The following is an 18,449-nucleotide window of genomic DNA, read 5'->3' as shown; positions in this document are numbered from 1 at the left end:
CCCCGGCTCTTGGTTTTCCCGATCCGCCACGACAGACTGGCTACGGGGCAACCCCAACCGCATCCATCCGCGCGCGACACGACTCGTTGCGCGACCGGAGCACCCAACCCAGGACAAAGGAGTTTCAATGTCCAAGTACCGCGTGCAGAACCCTGCAACCGGCGAAATCGTCGAGACGTTCGAAGCAGCGACCGACGCACAGATCGACGCTGCGATCACCGCAGCAGACGACGTCTACCGCGAGTGGCGCGAACGCAGCGTGCAGGAGCGCGCAGGCGTCATCAAGCGCGTCGCTGAGATCTTTGGTGAGCGCAAGGAAGAGCTTGCAAAGATCATCGCAGTCGAGATGGGCAAGACCTACGAGGAAAGCCTCGACGAGGTCCAGTTCGCAACCGACATCATCGAGTACTACGCGGTGTACGGCCCCGGCCTCATCACCGACTACGAGATCCCCAGCACCGTACCCGGCAAGGCGTACGTCGAGCACAAGTCGCTCGGTGTGCTGCTCGGTGTTATGCCCTGGAACTTCCCGTACTACCAGGTCGCTCGCTTTGCAGCTCCCAACCTGCTGCTCGGCAACACCATTCTGCTGAAGCACGCAGACATCTGCGCACGCTCGGCACTCACCATGCAGGAGATCTTCGAGCAGGCTGGCGTTCCCGTCGGTGGCTACCAGAACATCTTCGCGTCGCACTCGCAGATCTCGACGATCATCGCCGACAAGCGCGTGCAGGGCGTCTCGCTCACCGGTTCAGAGCGTGCAGGCGCGATCATCGGTGCGCAGGCTGGCACTCACTTGAAAAAGTGCGTACTCGAGCTCGGTGGCATTGACCCCATGGTCGTGCTCGACTCCGACGATGTTGCTGCGACCGCTGCTGAGGCGTGGAACTTCCGCGTCTACAACGGCGGCCAGGTCTGCAACTCGAACAAGCGCCTCATCGTCATGGACGACATCTACGACGAGTTCGTTGCAGAGCTCAAGAAGCTTGCCGCGGGCCTGAAGCCCGGCGACCAGCTCAACATGGGCGAGGGCGAGTACGCTCCGCTCTCGAGCCGCGCAGCAGCAGAGACCGTCAACGAGCAGGTGCAGCGCGCGGTTGCCGCAGGCGCAACCATCGAGGCTGGCGGCGTGCTCTCGGAAGGCCCCTCGGCGTACTACTCGCCGGCCGTCCTCACCGGTGTTCCCCGCGACTCCGACTCGTACCGCGAAGAGATCTTCGGCCCGGTCGCTACCGTCTACCGCGTATCGAGCGACGAGGAAGCGCTCGAACTCGCAAACGACTGCGACCTCGGACTTGGCGGATCGGTCTTCTCGACCGATGAAGCACGCGCTGCGCGCGTCGCATCGCGTCTCGAGGTTGGCATGGCTCACGTGAACACGATCGCTGCGGAAGCCGCGGAGATTCCGTTCGGTGGCGTCAAGCGCTCGGGCTACGGCCGCGAGATGGGCCCGCTCGGCATTGGCGAGTTCGCGAACAAGCGGTTGTACTTCGTCGCTGCGTAGGGTGCTGAGCGGGTGAGCGCTTGCGCTCTCCCGCTCCACTCTTTTGGGCTCCGCCCGTTCAACCCCTCGAAACTGGCACTTGAGCCCACACCCTGGGGCCAACCCCTCGAAACTGGCACTTTCTGTCGAGATCACCCCTTTCATACGTATGAAAGGCCCCTTCTCGGCAGAAACCGTCGATTTCGAGGGGTTGACTCGTTGGTAGACCCCGTTTCGGGCCTCCAAACCGGCACCGCTGAGCCAGCCTGTCGCCCTGGTGGGTGGGAATGGCCGCCCGGCCACAGGCCGGCCCGTTCTTTCTCCTTGGCAGCGCACATGAGGTGTTGAGGTTTGGGCGCCGCATACCGCGCACCCACTGCGCACCAACCACACCCCAGGCATGCAAAAGGGCCCCTCAAAAGAGGAGCCCAAATGCGTTATGCAAAGGTCAGTGCGCGCCCCCAGAAAGGAGACAGGACCGCGAGGTCAACGGGGGAGCGCACCCGGCGCAGCCGAGGCCGCCAGGCTTACTTGCCGCCGGTTGCCATGCGCATGAGGTCCGAGTCGAAGTCGATACCGAACTCGGATCCGCCAGCACTGCCGAAGCTGTGCTGGTAGCTGTTCCAGGAATCTCCGCGAACGGTCTCGCGGAAGCCCGCCTCGACCAACGCAAGCAGCTCGGTAGCGGCGCGATCCACGCGCTTGCCGAACTCGCCGGTGCTGTAGTCGTCGGGCGAGCTCACGAGTGAGGTCGGAACGGTGATCGTGCGGAGGTAGGAGAAGAGGCCACGCAGCTGGTCGTCAACGACGAGCGAGTGACGTGCGCTGCCGGCAGTCGCGCCGAGCACGACCGGGGTGCCGATGAGCAGGTCGTTGTCGAGCACCTGGAAGAACGCGGTGAAGAGTCCGCTCGCGCCTGCCTTGTAGACGGGCGTCGCCGCGATGATGCCGTCGGCGTCGCGCATGAGATCGCTCGCCCTTTGCAGCTCAGGCGACACGTGCTGGGTGGTGATCGCGGTCATGATGTCGCTGGCGAGGTTGCGCAGGTTGATGACGCGCGCTTCAACCTTGACGCCGCGCTTCTCAGCGAGTGCGAGCACGCGGGAGACCGTGCGATCGGCGAGCATGCCGGTCGACGAGGGTTCGCCGGTGCCGGCGTTGACCACGACGATCTGCTTGACTGCCGAAGCGGTGATTTCGGTGTTTTCAGGGTCGGCGCTGCCAACCCCATCGAACGGTGCGTTCATGAGGTGTTTCTCCAAAGAAAGTCTGTGTGGGTGCTACTGATCGAGTAGCTTGCGGCAGAGTGCCTGGAGCTCTTCGAGCTCGTCGGTCGACAACCTGCTGGTGAGTTCGCGATTCACGCTGCGGCCGTGCGCACGACCGATCTCGCGCTGCACCTCGGTGCCGGTTTCGGTGAGGCGGATCCGCACTGCGCGACCGTCCTCTGGGTCAGGTTCGCGAGCAACAAGCCCGCGGTTCACGAGGCGATCGACGAGCCGTGAGAGGGCGGGCTGGCTGAGCAGCACGCCCTCGCACAGATCGTTCAAGCGCAGTGGCGTCGAGGCCTTCGCGAGGGTGTAGAGCACGTCGTACTCTCGCATGCTCGCGTTCTTCCAGATCGGCTCGGCGCCAAACCCGCCCATGAAGCGTGAGTACACGGTGATGAACGACTCCCAAGTTTCATTGGCGAGACGAATATCGGCGCGTGAGCTGCCTGCTACTGAGTCGGGGGTCATGACACTAATTTTAGTTCAGGCCGAAAGCTGCGCCGCGCGCACCCGGTGAATCCTGGTAGGGGGATCCGCCGGTGACGTTGTCGCCACGGTTTGCGTTCGGGCGCGGCTGGCGAGGTGCCTCGTCGCCGTACTTTGCCTTGACCAGCTGTGCGTGGGTCGGCGCGGTTGCGGGAACGCCTGCAACGCGCTTCGCCTCGAGCTCTGCACGGACAACGGGGACGACGTGCTCGCCGAGCAGGTCGATCTGCTCAAGCACCATCTTCTCGGGGAGACCGGCATGGTCGACGAGGAACAGCTGGCGCTGGTAGTCGCCGAAGGTCTCGCGGAAGGTCAGGGTCTTGTCGATGACCTCCTGCGGGCTGCCGACCGAGAGCGGAGTCTGCTGCGCGAAGTCTTCCATGCGGGGGCCGTTGCCGTAGACGGGAGCCGCGTTGAAGTACGGGCGGAAACGCTCGTGCGCATCCTGCGAGTTCTTCGAGATGAAGGCCTGGCCGCCGAGGCCAACGATTGCCTGCTCTGCCTTGCCGTGGCCGTAGTGCTCGAAGCGCTGGCGGTAGAAGTTGATGAGGCGGAGCGAGTGCTCGGAAGGCCAGAAGATGTGGTTCGCGAAGAAACCATCACCGTAGTACGCAGCCTGCTCTGCAATCTCAGGGGTGCGGATCGAGCCGTGCCAGACGAACGGGGGAACGTCATCGAGCGGGCGGGGCGTCGAGGTGAAGCCCTGCAGTGAGGTCCGGAACTTGCCCTCGAAATCGACCACGTCTTCACGCCACAGGCGGTGGAGTAGGTTGTAGTGCTCGAGTGCGAGGGGCAGGCCGCTGCGAATGTCCTGGCCGAACCAGGGGTACACGGGCGCGGTGTTGCCGCGGCCGAGCATGAGGTCCATGCGGCCATCGACGAGGTGCTGGAGCATTGCGTACTCTTCAGCAAGACGAACGGGGTCGTTCGTGGTGATGAGCGTGGTGCTCGTCGAAAGCTTGATCTTCTCGGTCAGTGCGCCGATGTGCGAGAGCAGCGTGGTCGGTGACGACGAGAAGAACGGCGGGTTGTGGTGCTCGCCGACTGCGAAGACGTCGAGGCCTGCATCTTCTGCGTGCTTGGCAATGCGAACGGTCGCCTTGATGCGCTCCGCCTCACTCGGGGTCTCGCCCGTGATCGGGTCGCGAGTGATGTCACTGACCGACATGATGCCGAATTCCATGATGTTCTCCGTTTCTGCTCGGATCCGCTGGGGTGACTCGGTTGTTCCGAGGTGACGCCCGAGGGGCTAATAACTAAAGTATATGCGCTTGCATGTAAATATAACGTGAAAGGTTGCTGGGTATTCCAACTTTGGGAAAAGTTTTTTGCGTGCACCTCGCTGAGTGCCTCGCTCAGCACCTTCCAGCGCCTCGCTCAGCACCTTCCAGCACCGCGAAATCGGGCCTTTCTCCCGAAACGAGTACTTTCTTACGCAAGTAACGCCCCTGTTCGAGAGAAACGGGTGATCTCGACGGGTTGGGTCGACGAAAACCTCGGCAGTGTGGGGTGAAGCGCTCGAATGACAAAAGGTGCTGACCCAGTGAAACACTGAGTCAGCACCTTTCTGCCGCCTGGCGATAGGCCCTGGCATTTGGCGCACGCGGCGCCGAGTAGTTGTTGCCTAGTAGTAGTACATGTTCGACATGATCATGGCGCCGATAACCGAGCTGATGATCGAGCAGAGCAAGCCGACCGCACCGGTGACTATGCCGGTAATTGCCTTGCCCTGTGCATTGCCACGCTTGAGCGCAAGGATGCCCATAATGAGCGCGGTGATACTTGATGCCCAACCAAGAATGGCGAGAAACCAGGCAAGGACAATCGAGAGAATGCCAAGAATCATCGACGTGGTGGCACCGGCGTCAGACGAGTTTGCGCCGGGCGGAATCGTGCCGTTGCCTGGCACATACCCAGGAGCTCCGTACTGCGGTTGGACGGGCTGACCCGGCTGGACTGGATAACCCGGCTGGACGGGCTGACCCTGCTGCGGCGCATAGCCGGGGTGCGGCGCGTACTGAGGAGCAGTGGGCTGCACCGGTGTCGCCGCAGCGGCCTGACGCTGTGCTTCGGCTTCGGCGATCGCTGCTTCCTGTGCCGCGTCTACTGGCTGTACCGGGTGCTGCGAAGCCTCAACGGGAGGCTCCGGGGGCACCGCGGGTCCTGAGAAAGGTGTGAGTTCTGACACGTCGGCTCCTTCGGGTGCGAAGCCTTCGGGGTGAAGAATCCGCGCTAAATGTCTGACTTGCAGCGTAGCTGACATACGTCATTCATAGGGTTTTCCTGTGCGGAATTGTAGGGAAAGCGAGTAACCACTCAGCGTTGGGCTTCAGAAACTGCGGTGCGGAACCAAGTCGCGAGCGCTGCCGCGTCTTCTGTAATTACACGAAATCCCGGCTTCACACGCATCATTTCGAGGAACACCTGCGTGGCCTCAACGTACGGGAGCCAGTACTTGCCGGTGTCCATCGCATCGATCCGCCAAGTACTCACCTCACCCGCGATGGTTTCGAGGCGCAGCTCGCCCGGGTCGTGTGGATCGAGGGGAGCGGCCTCGCCGCTCGACGCCGTGAGGAGTGCCGAGAGCGCGTCGAATAGCCGCGAGCCTGCACGTGAGCGGGTGGTGTCGCAGCTGAAATCGATGTTCGTGAGCGAGTCCCACGGAAGAAACTCGTCGAACTGGTCGGCCTGCACTCCGCAGATTCCGCTGCCGGAGACCACCGCGTGATTTCCTAGCGGATCGCCCAGCAGAACCTCACCCGCCGCGTGATGCAGCGGGCCAAAGCGCCAGTCAGCAGAGGGGGACATGAGCCGTTAGAACACCATCGGGCGGTCGTACTCGTCCTCGAACGTGCCGCCGAGCAGCGACGGATCGATTTCAACGACGACCGGAACGTGGTCGCTCGGGCCGTCGCCCTTGCGCTCGTCGCGCGCGATGTGAGCGTCGACGACGGTGTCGGCGAAGGCCTCGGAGGCCATGATGAAGTCGATCCGCATGCCTTCGTTCTTCTGGAAGCGGCCGGCCTTGTAGTCCCAGAAGGTGTACCCCTCTGGAACGATCGGACGCACCACATCGCTCACGAGCGGCAGGAACGAGTTGAACACCTCGCGCTCCTCTGCCGAGACGTGCGTCGACTGGCCAACGGTGAAGCTCGGGTCGGCCATGTCTGCGTCGAGTGGTGCGATGTTCCAGTCACCCATGAGCGCGAGCGGCAGCTCGGGATCTTCACCCAACCACGCCTCAGTGTTGGCACGCAGCGCACGCAGCCAGTTGAGCTTGTATTCGAAGTGCGGATCATCGAGCCCACGGCCGTTCGGCACGTACAGACTCCACAGGCGCAGATCACCAACGGTCACGCCGAGCGCGCGCGCCTCGACGGGCAAGCCGTTCGCGCCGGTCGTCTGTACGCCCTCTTGGCCCTTGATCGGGTTGCCGAAACCCGGGATGTTCGGGAACTCGCGCGCAACATCAGTCATCTCGTGGCGGCTCGCGATCGCGACGCCGTTCCACTGGTTCAGGCCAAAGATCTCCACCTGATAGCCAGCCTGTTCGAACGCCTCGATGGGGAACTGCTCAGGCTTGCACTTGATCTCCTGCATGGCGAGCACGTCAATGTCTTCCCGCACGAGCCAGTCGACGACGCGGCCGACGCGAGTGCGGATCGAGTTGACGTTCCAAGTAGCGATCTTCATGCGTTCCACACTACCGGCGACCACTGACATCGGAGGGGAGTGAGGCGACGCGGTCGCGATCCGCCCCCATATATACGTCAGGCGCCAGCGACCGTGACCGAGTCAGCAACCGGAGCAGCCTCCCGCGCTTCCTTCACCTTGCGCACTGCGGGCCGCACGAGTACGGCGAGCATCGCCGCGAGCACGACGGTCACGATGATGCTGCCCTCGATACCGAAGGTGCCGCCGGTGAGGAGTGCGTTGCCCGACTCCGAGGTCGTTGTGGTGAAGACGCTGCCGCCCTTACTGCTCTGGCCAGAAACGGCCGCGCCAAAGAGCCACGACTGCGACCAGTTCCACGCGGCGTGGAACGCGCAGACGCCCCACAGCGCACCGTCGCGAATGGCCCAGCAGCCGAGCACGAGTCCGACGAGCAGCAGGTTGATGATCGGGAGCACGTTCATGCCGTCGTTCTGTCCGTGGAGCGCAGCAAACAGGACTGCCTGCAGCACGATCGCGACGGGGGCGCCGAAGCTGCGCGCGTACGACTGCATGGCGAAGCCGCGCATGGCGACCTCTTCGGCGGATGACTGCACACCGAAGATTGCGATCCACGCCACGAGCATGATCCACTGCGAGCCGGTCATTGCGCCGGCGGTCCAGCTGATGGAGCCCTGCCCGGTGAGCGCAAGCAAGACCATCGAGATCGCCACGAGGCCGACGCCGGTGCCGGCGCCGAGCAAGATCTGACGCGGCGCGCGGTGAGCGTTTGTGAAGCCGAGCGTCGAGAACTTGCGTCCCTCCTTGAACCGCACCCACAGGAAAATGAGGAGCACGATCGCGCCGAATGCCACGATTGTCATCCACGCGGGAGCGTCCATCGTGCCGGTAATCATGGAGTAGATCATGGACGTGCCGATGAGCCCGCCAAAGACTGCCACGACCGTGATGATCGTGCCCAGAATGAACCCAGTCGGGCGCTTCGCGGCGAAGGTTCCGTTCAGCGGCGCAGGCAGAGTGGTGGGACGAGGCACGATTGGCTCCTTGGGGCTTGGTGAGTGCTGTCTCTGACTGTAAGTGATGTGGCTCCTGGTGAGGGTGGTTTGGCAGGAATCAGACAGCCTGTTGTGAGCTCGGGCCGTTAAAAAGGGCCACAGTGCATATATAGATGACGCGTGGCTTCTTGAATGAAAGTTCGAATATTCACTCATTCCCAGCTAGAATTCAGGTTGATTCTTTAAGGAGTTCAGATTTTGTCTAACGACCCCCAGACCGAAGAGAACACTGCTTCGGCCGCGCCTGTTGACGGATCGACTGAGGAGGTTCGTGCAGCCGACGCTGTCTCGGAACCAGTTGCAGACGTTGCCTCAGACATCGATGAACATGACAGTGCGATTGAGCCTGACAGCGTTGAAGCGGACACTGAAAAGGCTGCTGACACCGTTGAAGCTGCGCCTGGTGCATCCGGTGTTCAGGCTCTCCCGTATCCTGCGCCTGAAAATTCAGGCAGCGATGCAGTAACAACAAAACCGGTGAAGAAGTTCTGGGGAATGCCACGCTATGTAGGCCTGGCTGTCATGTCAGCATGCGTCGTCGTTGTCCTGGTAATTGCTGCGCTTCTGGTGACAAACGTTGTGAAGCAGCGCGCAGAAGAACGCGAAACTACGGTCGGCTACTACACGAGTGCAGTGAGCAAATACGTCACTGTTAGCGACGGGTTTGACAAGGAGATCTCAAGAGCCAAAGAACGTCTTGAATCGTTGAAGGATTCCGATGTTTCTACGCCTGAAGATCGTAGTGCGTTCGGGACGGCGATCAAAACTGCAGATGAAGTACGAAATGCGGTGACTGTTGACCGCCTGAATATTGACGAGAGCAGCAACGAAGAACTCAACGATGGCGTTTCCAAATTTGTGGTGGCAAAGCACAAGCTTGAGGCCGCGCATACTGATCTCTCTGTAGCACGCGCTGATATCGATGCTTCCGTTGAAGCGAAGACCAAAGCTGATGAGGCGGCTGCGAAGGCAGCTGCGAAGGCCGCAGCCGCCCCAATCAGTTTCGTTGACCTTTCCCGCGCAGGAGAATCGCTGAAGGGGAACTATTACACCTTCGAAGGCAAGGTAATTCAAGACAGTGGGTCTGGCAGTTACCGAGTTTCCATCACGGCAGATCAGGGCTATTCCATGGTCTTCTGGAAGGATCCCATCTACATCTTGGTAGTTGGTGAGCCTTCTCAGCGCATCATCGAGGACGACATTATTACGTTCACTGGTCAGTCAGCAGGGCTGTATTCGTACGAGTCCGTAATGGGCGCAAGCGTTACTGTACCGCTTGTGATGGTCGAAGGAGCCGACGTGAGCGTGACCGGTCACGACAACTAAGTATTCGAGTGTGTAATTTGGCACGACGAAGCGCCAGGGGCAGGTCCTCTGGCGCTTCGTCGTTTCCGGTGCAGCTGCCATCGGCGCTCACCGGGAGCGGATCGGGAACTTTCGGTCATGTTTCGAGAGATTCTGTGGACAGCGGGATGCCCGGCATATGCCGCGTGGAAAAATGGTGCCAACAGGGCAGGAAGGCAAGCCATGCACATTCGCGATGCGGTTCACGCTGACATTGGAGGAATCACCGAGATCTACAACGACGCGGTGATCAATTCGACGGCGATCTGGAATGACCAGACGGTTGACACCGAGGACCGGCGCGCGTGGCTTGAAGCGCGGCAGGCCGCAGGGTTCCCGGTGATCGTCGCGGTTGACGAAACCGCAGCGGCTGGGTCCGTCGTCATCGCCTATGCGACCTTTGGTGAGTGGCGTGCGTGGGACGGCTACAAGCACACCGTAGAGCACTCCATCTATGTACGATCAGACCAGCAGCGCGGCGGCCTCGGCATGCAGCTCATGACCGAACTGATTGCACGAGCGCGCGCGGCAGAGAAGCACGCCATGATTGCGAGCATTGAATCTGGGAATCAGGGGTCGATCCGCCTCCATGAAAAGCTCGGCTTCACGACCATCGGCATCTTCCCCGAGGTGGGTACGAAGTTTGGCCGTTGGCTCGATCTCACCTGTATGCAACTGACTTTGCAGTCTGCAGCGAGCCCGGCAGAGATGGCGCGGTCAGCCGTGATGGCTGTGCCCGCTACCTGAGTCACAGCCGCGATTCCCTCCATACGGGGGTGACGCGGCGAAATGTTCGCAGATACGATGCACAGAGCGGGGTTGCTCCGCTGAACGCCTGAAAGGACCGTCGGTGCCGATGTTCACGAAGATTCTGGTTGCAAACCGTGGTGAGATTGCGATTCGTGCGTTCCGTGCGGCGCACGAGCTTGGTGCGAAGACCGTTGCGGTGTTCCCGTATGAAGACCGCAACTCGCTCCACCGGCTGAAGGCCGATGAAGCGTACCTCATTGGTGAGGTTGGTCACCCGGTGCGTGCATATCTTGATGTCTCGGAGATCGTACGCGTTGCTGTCGAGTCAGGTGCTGACGCGATCTACCCTGGCTACGGCTTCCTGTCAGAGAATCCAGAGCTTGCTGCCGCGGCAGACGCGGCGGGAATTCGCTTTATTGGGCCAGGCAAGCTTGCGCTTGAAATGGCTGGCAACAAGGTTGCGGCAAAGGAACATGCGATTGCGGCGGGTGTGCCTGTGCTGCAATCCACGCCCCCTTCGACAGACGTTGAAGCGTTGATTGCGGGTGCACGCGAGATTGGCTTCCCAGTGTTTGCGAAAGCCGTCGCCGGTGGTGGTGGTCGTGGCATGCGCCGCGTCGAACGCGAAGCCGATCTGCGAGACGCCCTCAACTCGGCGATGCGCGAGGCAGGTTCTGCCTTCGGTGACTCGACAATGTTCATCGAACAAGCGGTACTGCGACCCCGTCACATCGAGGTGCAGGTGCTCGCCGATCGCACGGGCGCGACCGTCCACCTGTTTGAACGTGACTGTTCGGTACAGCGGCGGCATCAAAAGGTCGTCGAAATCGCGCCCGCACCAAATCTCTCTCAAGCGAAGCGTGACGCACTCACCCGTGACGCGATCGCGTTCGCCGAGTCGATTGGCTACGAGAACGCTGGCACCGTTGAGTTCCTGCTCGACACCGAGGGTGACCGTGCCGGCGAGCACGTGTTCATTGAGATGAACCCGCGCATTCAGGTCGAGCACACCGTCACCGAAGAAGTCACAGACATTGACCTCGTGCGGGCACAGATGCTCATCGCCTCTGGCTCAACCCTCGCTGAGCTCGGCCTCACGCAAGACAAGATCGAGCTCAAGGGCGCAGCGCTCCAGTGCCGCATCACAACGGAAGACCCGGCAAACGGGTTCCGCCCCGACCTCGGCCGCATCACGGCCTACCGTTCACCGGGTGGTGGTGGCGTGCGCCTCGACGGAGGCACGATCGATGCCGGCGCACAGATCAGCCCGCACTTCGATTCGATGCTGGCCAAGCTCACCTGCCGTGGCCGCTCCTTCGACGACGCGGTGGTGCGTGCATTGCGTGCGCTGGCCGAGTTCCGCATTCGCGGCGTCGCGACCAACATTCCCTTCCTCCAAGCCGTGCTGGCCGATCCCGATTTCCAGGCGGGGGACGTCGCAACCTCGTTCATTGAAGAGCGCCCACACCTGCTCAACATGAACAAGCCGAAGGACCGCGCGACCCGCCTCCTGCAATACGTCGCAAACGTGACGGTGAACCAGCCCAACGGTGAAAAGCCAGCCGTCCTCGACCCGGCAGACAAGCTGCCCGCGCTCGACCTTTCGCAGGCGGCACCAGCCAGCGCACGCCAGCGACTCCTCGAACTCGGCCCCGAACGCTACGCACAGGCGCTCCGTGAGCAGACCGCGCTCGCCGTCACCGACACCACGTTCCGTGACGCACACCAGTCGCTGCTCGCTACCCGCGTGCGCACGAAAGACCTCGCGCTGGTTGCCCCGCACGTTGCCCGTCTGACCCCTGAACTGTGGTCGGTTGAAGCCTGGGGTGGCGCAACGTATGACGTCGCGCTTCGCTTCCTCGGTGAAGATCCCTGGGAGCGTCTCGCCGCACTGCGCGAAGCACTGCCGAATGTGCCAATCCAGATGCTGCTCCGCGGCCAGAACACCGTGGGCTACACGCCCTACCCGGCTGAAGTCGCGCAGGCGTTCGTGCGTGAGGCTGCAGCGACTGGCGTTGACGTCTTCCGCATCTTTGACGCGCTCAACGACGTCAACCAGATGCGGGTAGCGATCGATGCGGTGCGTGAAACCGGGTCGGCAGTTGCAGAGGTGGCGATGGCCTACACGGGCAACCTGCTCTCGCCAGCGGAAGACAAATACACGCTCGACTACTATCTGCACCTTGCGGAGTCGATCGTCGATGCCGGCGCACACGTGCTCGCAATCAAAGACATGGCTGGCCTCCTGCGCCCCGCAGCCGCAGCGAAGCTCGTGCGTGCGTTGCGCGAGCGCTTCGACCTCCCGGTGCACCTCCACACCCACGACACCCCTGGCGGACAGCTCGCGACCCTGCTCGCTGCGGCAGACGCCGGAGTCGACGCGGTCGACGCTGCTTCGGCGCCCATGTCGGGCACGACCTCGCAGCCCTCGCTCTCGGCGCTCGTCGCGAGCCTCGCCGACACCGAACGCGACACCGGCATCAGCGAGCAGTCGGTCTACGCGCTCGAGCCGTACTGGGACGCAGTGCGCACGCTGTACCGTCCGTTCGAGTCTGGTCTTCCCGCGCCAACCGGTCGCGTGTACGCGCACGAGATTCCCGGTGGCCAGCTGTCGAACCTGCGTCAGCAGGCAATCGCACTCGGCCTCGCTGAGAACTTCGAGAAGATCGAAGACATGTATGCGGCAGCGGATCGCATCCTCGGCCGCATTCCCAAGGTCACGCCGTCGTCAAAGGTCGTCGGTGACCTCGCGTTGCACCTCGCTGCCGTTGACGCTGACCCCGCAGACTTTGAGCAGCACCCCGCGAACTACGACATCCCTGACTCCGTCGTCGGCTTCCTTGCTGGCGAGCTGGGCGAGATTCCCGGTGGCTGGCCCGAGCCGTTCCGCTCGAAGGTGCTCGCCGGCCGCCGCGTCGGCGGCACCGGAGCAGCTGCACTGAGCGCGATCGAACCCGCTGACCAGACGTCCTTGGCTGAGGCGGGGGCGGATCGTCGGGCCACACTCAACCGACTCCTGTTCGCAGGCCCGACCAAGCAGTTCGAGGCAACCCGTGAGCAGTTCGGTGACCTCTCCGTGCTGAACACGGGGGACTACCTGTACGGGCTCGAACCCGGTGCTGAGCACGCGATCGACCTTGCAAAGGGCGTGCGCCTCTACGTCGTACTCGAAGCAATTGGCGAGCCAGATGACAAGGGCGTGCGCACCGTCATGCTGAAGGTCAACGGCCAGCTGCGCCAGGTCTTCGTGAAAGACGAGAACGTCGCCGTCACCGCTCCCGTCGCAGAGAAGGCAGACCGCACGGTCGCTGGCCAGATCGCAGCGCCCTTCTCGGGTACCGTAACGTTGCACGTTGGCATTGGCGAAGAGATTGAGGCGGGCCAGCCCGTCGCAACCATCGAGGCAATGAAGATGGAAGCGGCGATCACCTCGCCCGTGGGTGGCAGAGTGGCGCGCGCAGTCTTCGCAGGTGCGCGTTCCGTCGAATCGGGAGATCTGCTGCTCGTCATCGAGTAGCCGCAAGGGAGGGGGAGGAGCTTTCGTTCCTCCCCCTCCCTCAGCTCTATCCCGCGGTCAAAACGCGGAACCTGAATCGAGTGTCTAGCGCCGAGCGCCCCGCATCCGTAGACGCATCGTCGTCAATGCTCCGAGACCCAAGAGGATGCTCGCGACTGCGGTCCAAAGCACAGCATCGCTCTGGGCACTACCGGTGTTTGCAAGACCGGTAGTGGGCTTCGTCACGGTGGGGTCGACCGGCTTCACCGGATCGACTGGCTTCGTGGGATCCACCGGCTTGATCGGCTTCTCGGGGTCATCCTCATAGATGTTGATGACGGTGAGTGCGGTGGGATCCTCCCCAATCGTGACAGGATCTGAGATCTCCACGCGGGTGGCGCCGAGCGCATCAGGTTCGGTCGCGGTGCAGATTGCGCCGAGCGGTACGGCCTGCTTCTGCGGCACGAAGCTCGCGTCGTCGGTTGCCGCGGTGATCTCGTACTGCTTCGGGAAGCCTGTGACGATCTTGTCGTTCTTCGTACACACGACTTCGATGGTGAAGCGCGTCGAAAGGGTGATCTCAGGATCGACGTTGCCCTCGGTGCGATCGTCGACCAAGAGCTTGATGATGCTGAGCTCACCGAGACCAGTGCCGGTGCCTGATCCACTGCCGCCGCCCGAACGCTCGAGCGTCGCAGTGGCATCAGAAGTCGAGGTGCCGTTGTAGATCTTTGTCGTGTTTGCGTACAGCGACGCTGTCGAGTCGGTGATCGTGGTGCGGTAATCGAGCAGAATGACTTCATTCACCTCGGTACCCTGCGGCAGCTTCAGTTCAAAGCCATCCTCAGTGCACGACACCAGGTCGTAGCGGCTGCTGTCAATGAGTGCGAGATTGGAAAGATCGCCCGTGATCGGGTCGACGGTCGTCGTACCAAATACGCGCAGGGTGGAGCATTCCAGCTGCTGGTGCTCCCCAACGACATCGGTGAAGACGAGCTCAGGGAACGGGCCGATTGCAGATGCAACGTTCCATGCGATCGCCTTATCGGGTGCGCTTACGCCCTGGTCATCGAGCTGTGTCCACGCACCTGATTTGGCAACGCTGTTGCGATTGATGATCGTTTCATCGATGACAATGTCGTCGGTGAACTTTCCACCTTCGTTCGTGATGAACTCAAGTGTGACGGTTGAACCGTTCCCGGCGTTGGAATTGAATTCTGTGTAGATATGCCCCTCACCGATAATGTCGGTGTGGTTCAGCGCAAAGTCAGTGAGCTTGAAAGTGACCAGCTGCCCGGTCATTATTGCCTCTGCGACTGCCTCACCAGCAGTGTTGCGCAGGATGAATCCGCGAGACAAGGGCTTGAGCTGCTCAGGGAGCGTAATACTGAACGTGTCGCCAGGGTGACTCTCGCCAGGCAGGTTGAACATGAAATCAACCTGTACCCGCGACCAGTTCTTTGCTGCGTCTTCCTTCAGCATGATTGAGGTGACCGCGCCATCAAGCGGGTGCGCAGATGCTGGCGTCGCGAACTGTCCAGACACCACACTCATCGCGAACACGAGGAGGGCGATGACGAGTGCACGAACTCCGGTGACCCGTTGCGTGGATGACTTCGCGAGCGGGCGAGCGGAATGCATACGTGTACCTCCGTGTAGCAGTTTGCCGACTCCAAACAACGAAATGACTATGTAAATCGCAAGACTCGGCGCTGTACTAAGTATGGCTGGACTGCCGGGCAAATCTCAACGCGAGAGTGGGGCAGAGCGCTAGTCCGTGTGCGCAGTCTGCCCAAACACCGCAGGATCCACCGGTCGTAGCCGCGCCGGCAACCCCTCAACGACGAGGAGGTACGACTCGGTGACCAGGTCCCGCACCATCTCGCGCTCGAGTTCCGGCCCGGGATCAAGCGTGATCCAGTGCCGCTTGTTCATGTGCCAGCCCGGAATGATCTGCGTGAACGCCTCGCGCAGCAACGCCGAATCCGCTGGCCGCGCTTTGAGCGTGACAATCGGGCGCCCTGGCTTCTCAGTGACCATCATGAAGATCTTGTCGGTCACGCGGTAGACGTCGTGGTCGTCCCCGAATGGCCGAGTGAGAATAGCGCCCGGAAGCTCCTCGATCCGCTCACGAGCCCACTGCTGAATTTGGGTGGGTTCCATGCGCGCTCCTGGGTTACTGACGAAGTTACTCAAGTTTGACCTTATCCCGCTCAGGGGCACGGATCGCACTACGGCACCACCTCGGAGGTTCCTGAGACTTCATGGACACCTGTCCACGAAGTTGATACGTTGAGGCCATGAACGTCATCGCAGACGGCATACAGGTCGTCGATGCAACCAAGATGGATCCGCGCTCCGAGCGAGTGCGGGCACAGCTGTTTGCTGCCGCGGCCGAGCTGGGCGCTGCGGGGGAGAGCTTCTCCGTGAGTAAGCTCGTGCGCCAGGCAGGGGTGAGCCGGTCGGTGTTCTACCTCCACTTCAATGACCTGTCTGACTTCGCGCTTCACCTGCAGCGGATCCACATCGATGAGATCGCGCGTGCGGCCGCGCTAGATCGGCAGGCGGATCCGCACGCTTCAATGCTCCAGTCGCAGCGCGCGCTCATCTCGCACATCGCGATGAACCGCAGCCTGTACCGTGCGGCCTTCGCGCTCGCTGAGAGCCGGGCCACAGGGGAGGGCACCGCGGCGACGATCGCCGGAGCGCTCCGCTCCCACATCGAAGCGGTCGGCACAATGCCAGCAGGGCTTCGAGTCGAGATGGTGGCGGCATACATCGCGGAGGCGGTGACCGGGCTTATCACTGCGTGGCTCCTCGATGAGTTTGTCGCGAGTGAAGAAGAGCTCGCACAGCACCTCTTCCAGCTCTTGCCGTCGTGGATGCACGACGAGTCACAGACCACCGCCGATACACACGGCGGCTCCAACAATAAGTAAGTACAGAAGGGCAACACCATGAAAGCATCAGTCGTACGCGAACTTGGCAAGGGCTTCGAACTCGCGGATGTTGACATCGCCTCTCCCGTCGGCAGGGAAGTGCTCATCGAGGTCAAAGCATCGGGGCTTTGCCACTCGGACGAGCTCGCCGCGAACCATGATCTTGGCTATGCGCCGCCGATGGTGCTCGGCCACGAGGTCGCAGGCGTCGTCACCGAGATCGGCCCCGACGTCACCCAGTTCAAGGTCGGCGATCACGTCGTCGGCTGCCTCGTGCAGTTCTGTGGCGTGTGCGTTCGCTGTCGCGAGGGCAAGACCTCGCTGTGCTTGAACCCTGACGCGACAACACGTCGTGAGGGTGAGGCTCCGCGCCTCACTGAGAACGGCAAGCCGGTTGCGCAGGGCATGGCGCTTGGCGGCTTCGCGCAGCAGGCGCTCATTCACGAGAACCAGCTTGCTGATGTCCCCAAGGAAATGCCGTGGGCCCAGGCCGCACTGCTCGGTTGCGGCGTCGTCACCGGCGCGGGCGCGGTGTTGAACACGGCCAACGTCCAGCCGTCAGACGCGGTCGTCGTGATTGGTCTCGGTGGTGTCGGCCTCAACGCCATTAACGGTGCAATCACCGCCGGCGCTGCGACGATCATCGCGATCGATATTGCTGACGACAAGCTCGAACGTGCCAAGGCCTTCGGCGCAGCGCACGTCATCAATTCCAAGACGCAGGATCCGGTTGCCGAAGTCCTTGCGATCACCGGCATCGGCGCTGACGCAGTGTTTGATTTCGTCGGCGTTGGCCCGGTCACCGAGCAGGGCTTCAAGATGGTTGCGCCCGGTGGCGGGCTGTACCTCATCGGCGTGCTTGACCCGACTGCGACGCTGAACATTTCGTCGATGGAGATGCTCATGACCCGTCGCCGTGTGCAGGGCGTTTACATGGGGAACACCAACGCGAAGCGCGACATCCCGCTCTACGCGAAGCTCTACCTCGAGGGCCGCTTCGAGCTCGACTCGCTCGTCTCGAAGGAGATCTCCCTCGGCGAGATCAACGAGGGGTACGCTTCGCTCAAGGACCCGACGATCGCGCGCGTCGTCATCACTGACCTGGCGTAGCCGACAGAGCAACCCACCGCAGAGGGGCGCGGATCGCCAGCAGCCAGCACGGGCTTCGCGATCCGCGCCCCTGTCAGTGTGTGATGGCCGATCTGCGTGCAATAGTAAGGTCGCAGTGAAGACCAACACGCAACGGGAGGGAACGAGCGAACATGCAGAAGATCTCCCGCGTCTCATTCGCTGGCTCACTCGTGCTCGCGGGCATGGCGGGCTTCGTGGACGCGGTCGGCTTCATCCTGTCTGGCGGCCTCTTCGTATCGTTCATGAGCGGAAACTCCACGCAGGCGGGCGTCGAAGTGAGCGCGGGAAGCAGCCAGACTGCGCTCGTCGCGATGTCACTTGTCGGCGGGTTCCTGCTCGGCGTCATCGCCGGCAGGTTCTCCGGGGTGCGAATTCCGCACGTGACGACCGGCACCCGCATCATCGGCCTCGGCGTCGCGCTCGCCGCAGCCGCCCTCATCGTCGCAGCGTGGCCAACACCCGGATACTCCCTCGCCGCCCTCGCCGCGGTGATGGGCGCGATGAACACGCTGTTCATTGCAGATGGTCGCGCCCAGGTCGCCATCACCTACGCGACCGGCACCCTGGTGAGTGTGGGTATCGGAGTGGCGGATCAGGTCGCCGGGCTCAACCGTGGCGCATGGATCCGCCCATTTTTGCTCTGGGCATCGATCACGCTCGGTGCCGTCGTTGGCACGCTGTGCTGGCGAGCGCTCGACGTCTGGGCGCTCATGATTGCCGCCGCCGTGCTCTGCGTGCTCGGGGGCTCACATCTGGTGCGGGGGTTGGCCCAGTCTCGGGCCAGGTCGCAGCGCTTATAGCCCGTTGTGGCCCGAAAAGACA

General features: G+C 62.2%; 16 protein-coding genes. 7 read left to right on the top strand and 9 right to left on the bottom strand.

All coding sequences use genetic code 11. The features are described from left to right. Nucleotides 1-127 precede the first annotated feature (127 nt). Nucleotides 128-1,504, top strand: a complete 1,377-nt coding sequence (locus ICM05_RS10275) for an NAD-dependent succinate-semialdehyde dehydrogenase (protein WP_188024496.1) — start codon at nt 128-130, stop codon at nt 1,502-1,504. 506 nt (nt 1,505-2,010) lie between these two features. On the opposite strand, the gene ICM05_RS10270 is transcribed toward ICM05_RS10275, so the two are convergent. The 7 genes from ICM05_RS10270 to ICM05_RS13000 form a co-directional block, all read right to left on the bottom strand. Continuing rightward, a complete protein-coding gene (locus ICM05_RS10270) occupies nt 2,011-2,730 on the bottom strand; it encodes a CE1759 family FMN reductase (protein ID WP_188024495.1) in 720 nt (239 codons plus the stop codon). Nucleotides 2,731-2,763: 33 nt separating this feature from the next. Further along, on the bottom strand, nt 2,764-3,222 hold the full coding sequence (locus ICM05_RS10265; RefSeq protein WP_188024494.1) for a MarR family winged helix-turn-helix transcriptional regulator: 459 nt from the start codon (nt 3,220-3,222) through the stop codon (nt 2,764-2,766). Between the two features lie 10 nt (nt 3,223-3,232). Further along, entirely contained in the window at nt 3,233-4,423 is a 1,191-nt protein-coding gene (locus ICM05_RS10260) for a CE1758 family FMN-dependent luciferase-like monooxygenase (protein ID WP_188024493.1), read from the bottom strand. A gap of 441 nt (nt 4,424-4,864) precedes the next feature. Next, nucleotides 4,865-5,428, bottom strand: a complete 564-nt coding sequence (locus tag ICM05_RS10255) for a DUF4190 domain-containing protein (RefSeq protein WP_188024492.1) — start codon at nt 5,426-5,428, stop codon at nt 4,865-4,867. Nucleotides 5,429-5,556: 128 nt separating this feature from the next. After that, complete coding sequence (locus ICM05_RS10250; protein ID WP_188024491.1) at nt 5,557-6,048, bottom strand: hypothetical protein; 492 nt, start codon at nt 6,046-6,048, stop codon at nt 5,557-5,559. A gap of 6 nt (nt 6,049-6,054) precedes the next feature. After that, the gene (locus ICM05_RS10245) at nt 6,055-6,933 is read right to left on the bottom strand and encodes an exodeoxyribonuclease III (protein ID WP_188024490.1); all 879 of its coding nucleotides are present in this window, start codon (nt 6,931-6,933) and stop codon (nt 6,055-6,057) included. A 77-nt stretch (nt 6,934-7,010) separates the two neighbouring features. After that, the gene (locus tag ICM05_RS13000) at nt 7,011-7,946 is read right to left on the bottom strand and encodes a CPBP family intramembrane glutamic endopeptidase (protein WP_188024489.1); all 936 of its coding nucleotides are present in this window, start codon (nt 7,944-7,946) and stop codon (nt 7,011-7,013) included. A 219-nt stretch (nt 7,947-8,165) separates the two neighbouring features. Here ICM05_RS13000 and ICM05_RS10235 point away from each other — a divergent pair, with 219 nt between their 5' ends. From ICM05_RS10235 to ICM05_RS10225, 3 genes are all read left to right on the top strand, one after another. Then, the gene (locus ICM05_RS10235; protein ID WP_188024488.1) at nt 8,166-9,293 is read left to right on the top strand and encodes a hypothetical protein; all 1,128 of its coding nucleotides are present in this window, start codon (nt 8,166-8,168) and stop codon (nt 9,291-9,293) included. 201 nt (nt 9,294-9,494) lie between these two features. Further along, complete coding sequence (locus ICM05_RS10230) at nt 9,495-10,058, top strand: GNAT family N-acetyltransferase (RefSeq protein WP_188024487.1); 564 nt, start codon at nt 9,495-9,497, stop codon at nt 10,056-10,058. 109 nt (nt 10,059-10,167) lie between these two features. Then, complete coding sequence (locus tag ICM05_RS10225) at nt 10,168-13,578, top strand: pyruvate carboxylase (RefSeq protein WP_188024486.1); 3,411 nt, start codon at nt 10,168-10,170, stop codon at nt 13,576-13,578. Nucleotides 13,579-13,662: 84 nt separating this feature from the next. On the opposite strand, the gene ICM05_RS10220 is transcribed toward ICM05_RS10225, so the two are convergent. Beyond that, a complete protein-coding gene (locus tag ICM05_RS10220; protein WP_188024485.1) occupies nt 13,663-15,198 on the bottom strand; it encodes an Ig-like domain-containing protein in 1,536 nt (511 codons plus the stop codon). 129 nt (nt 15,199-15,327) lie between these two features. After that, the gene (locus tag ICM05_RS10215) at nt 15,328-15,720 is read right to left on the bottom strand and encodes an MmcQ/YjbR family DNA-binding protein (protein WP_188024484.1); all 393 of its coding nucleotides are present in this window, start codon (nt 15,718-15,720) and stop codon (nt 15,328-15,330) included. A 137-nt stretch (nt 15,721-15,857) separates the two neighbouring features. On the opposite strand from ICM05_RS10215, the gene ICM05_RS10210 reads away from it, so the two are divergent. The 3 genes from ICM05_RS10210 to ICM05_RS10200 all read left to right on the top strand — a co-directional run bounded on the left by ICM05_RS10210 (nt 15,858) and on the right by ICM05_RS10200 (nt 18,427). Beyond that, nucleotides 15,858-16,496: a TetR/AcrR family transcriptional regulator gene (locus ICM05_RS10210; RefSeq protein WP_188024483.1), complete on the top strand. Its 639-nt coding sequence runs from the start codon at nt 15,858-15,860 to the stop codon at nt 16,494-16,496. An 18-nt stretch (nt 16,497-16,514) separates the two neighbouring features. Beyond that, complete coding sequence (locus ICM05_RS10205) at nt 16,515-17,606, top strand: zinc-binding dehydrogenase (RefSeq protein WP_188024482.1); 1,092 nt, start codon at nt 16,515-16,517, stop codon at nt 17,604-17,606. A gap of 152 nt (nt 17,607-17,758) precedes the next feature. Continuing rightward, nucleotides 17,759-18,427, top strand: a complete 669-nt coding sequence (locus tag ICM05_RS10200; protein WP_188024481.1) for a YoaK family protein — start codon at nt 17,759-17,761, stop codon at nt 18,425-18,427. The last annotated feature ends 22 nt before the right edge of the window (nt 18,428-18,449 follow it).

The sequence above is a fragment of the Leucobacter sp. cx-42 genome (genome assembly GCF_014529985.1).
Classification (GTDB): Bacteria; Actinomycetota; Actinomycetes; order Actinomycetales; family Microbacteriaceae; genus Leucobacter.
This window is presented reverse-complemented; position numbering and strand designations above follow the sequence as displayed.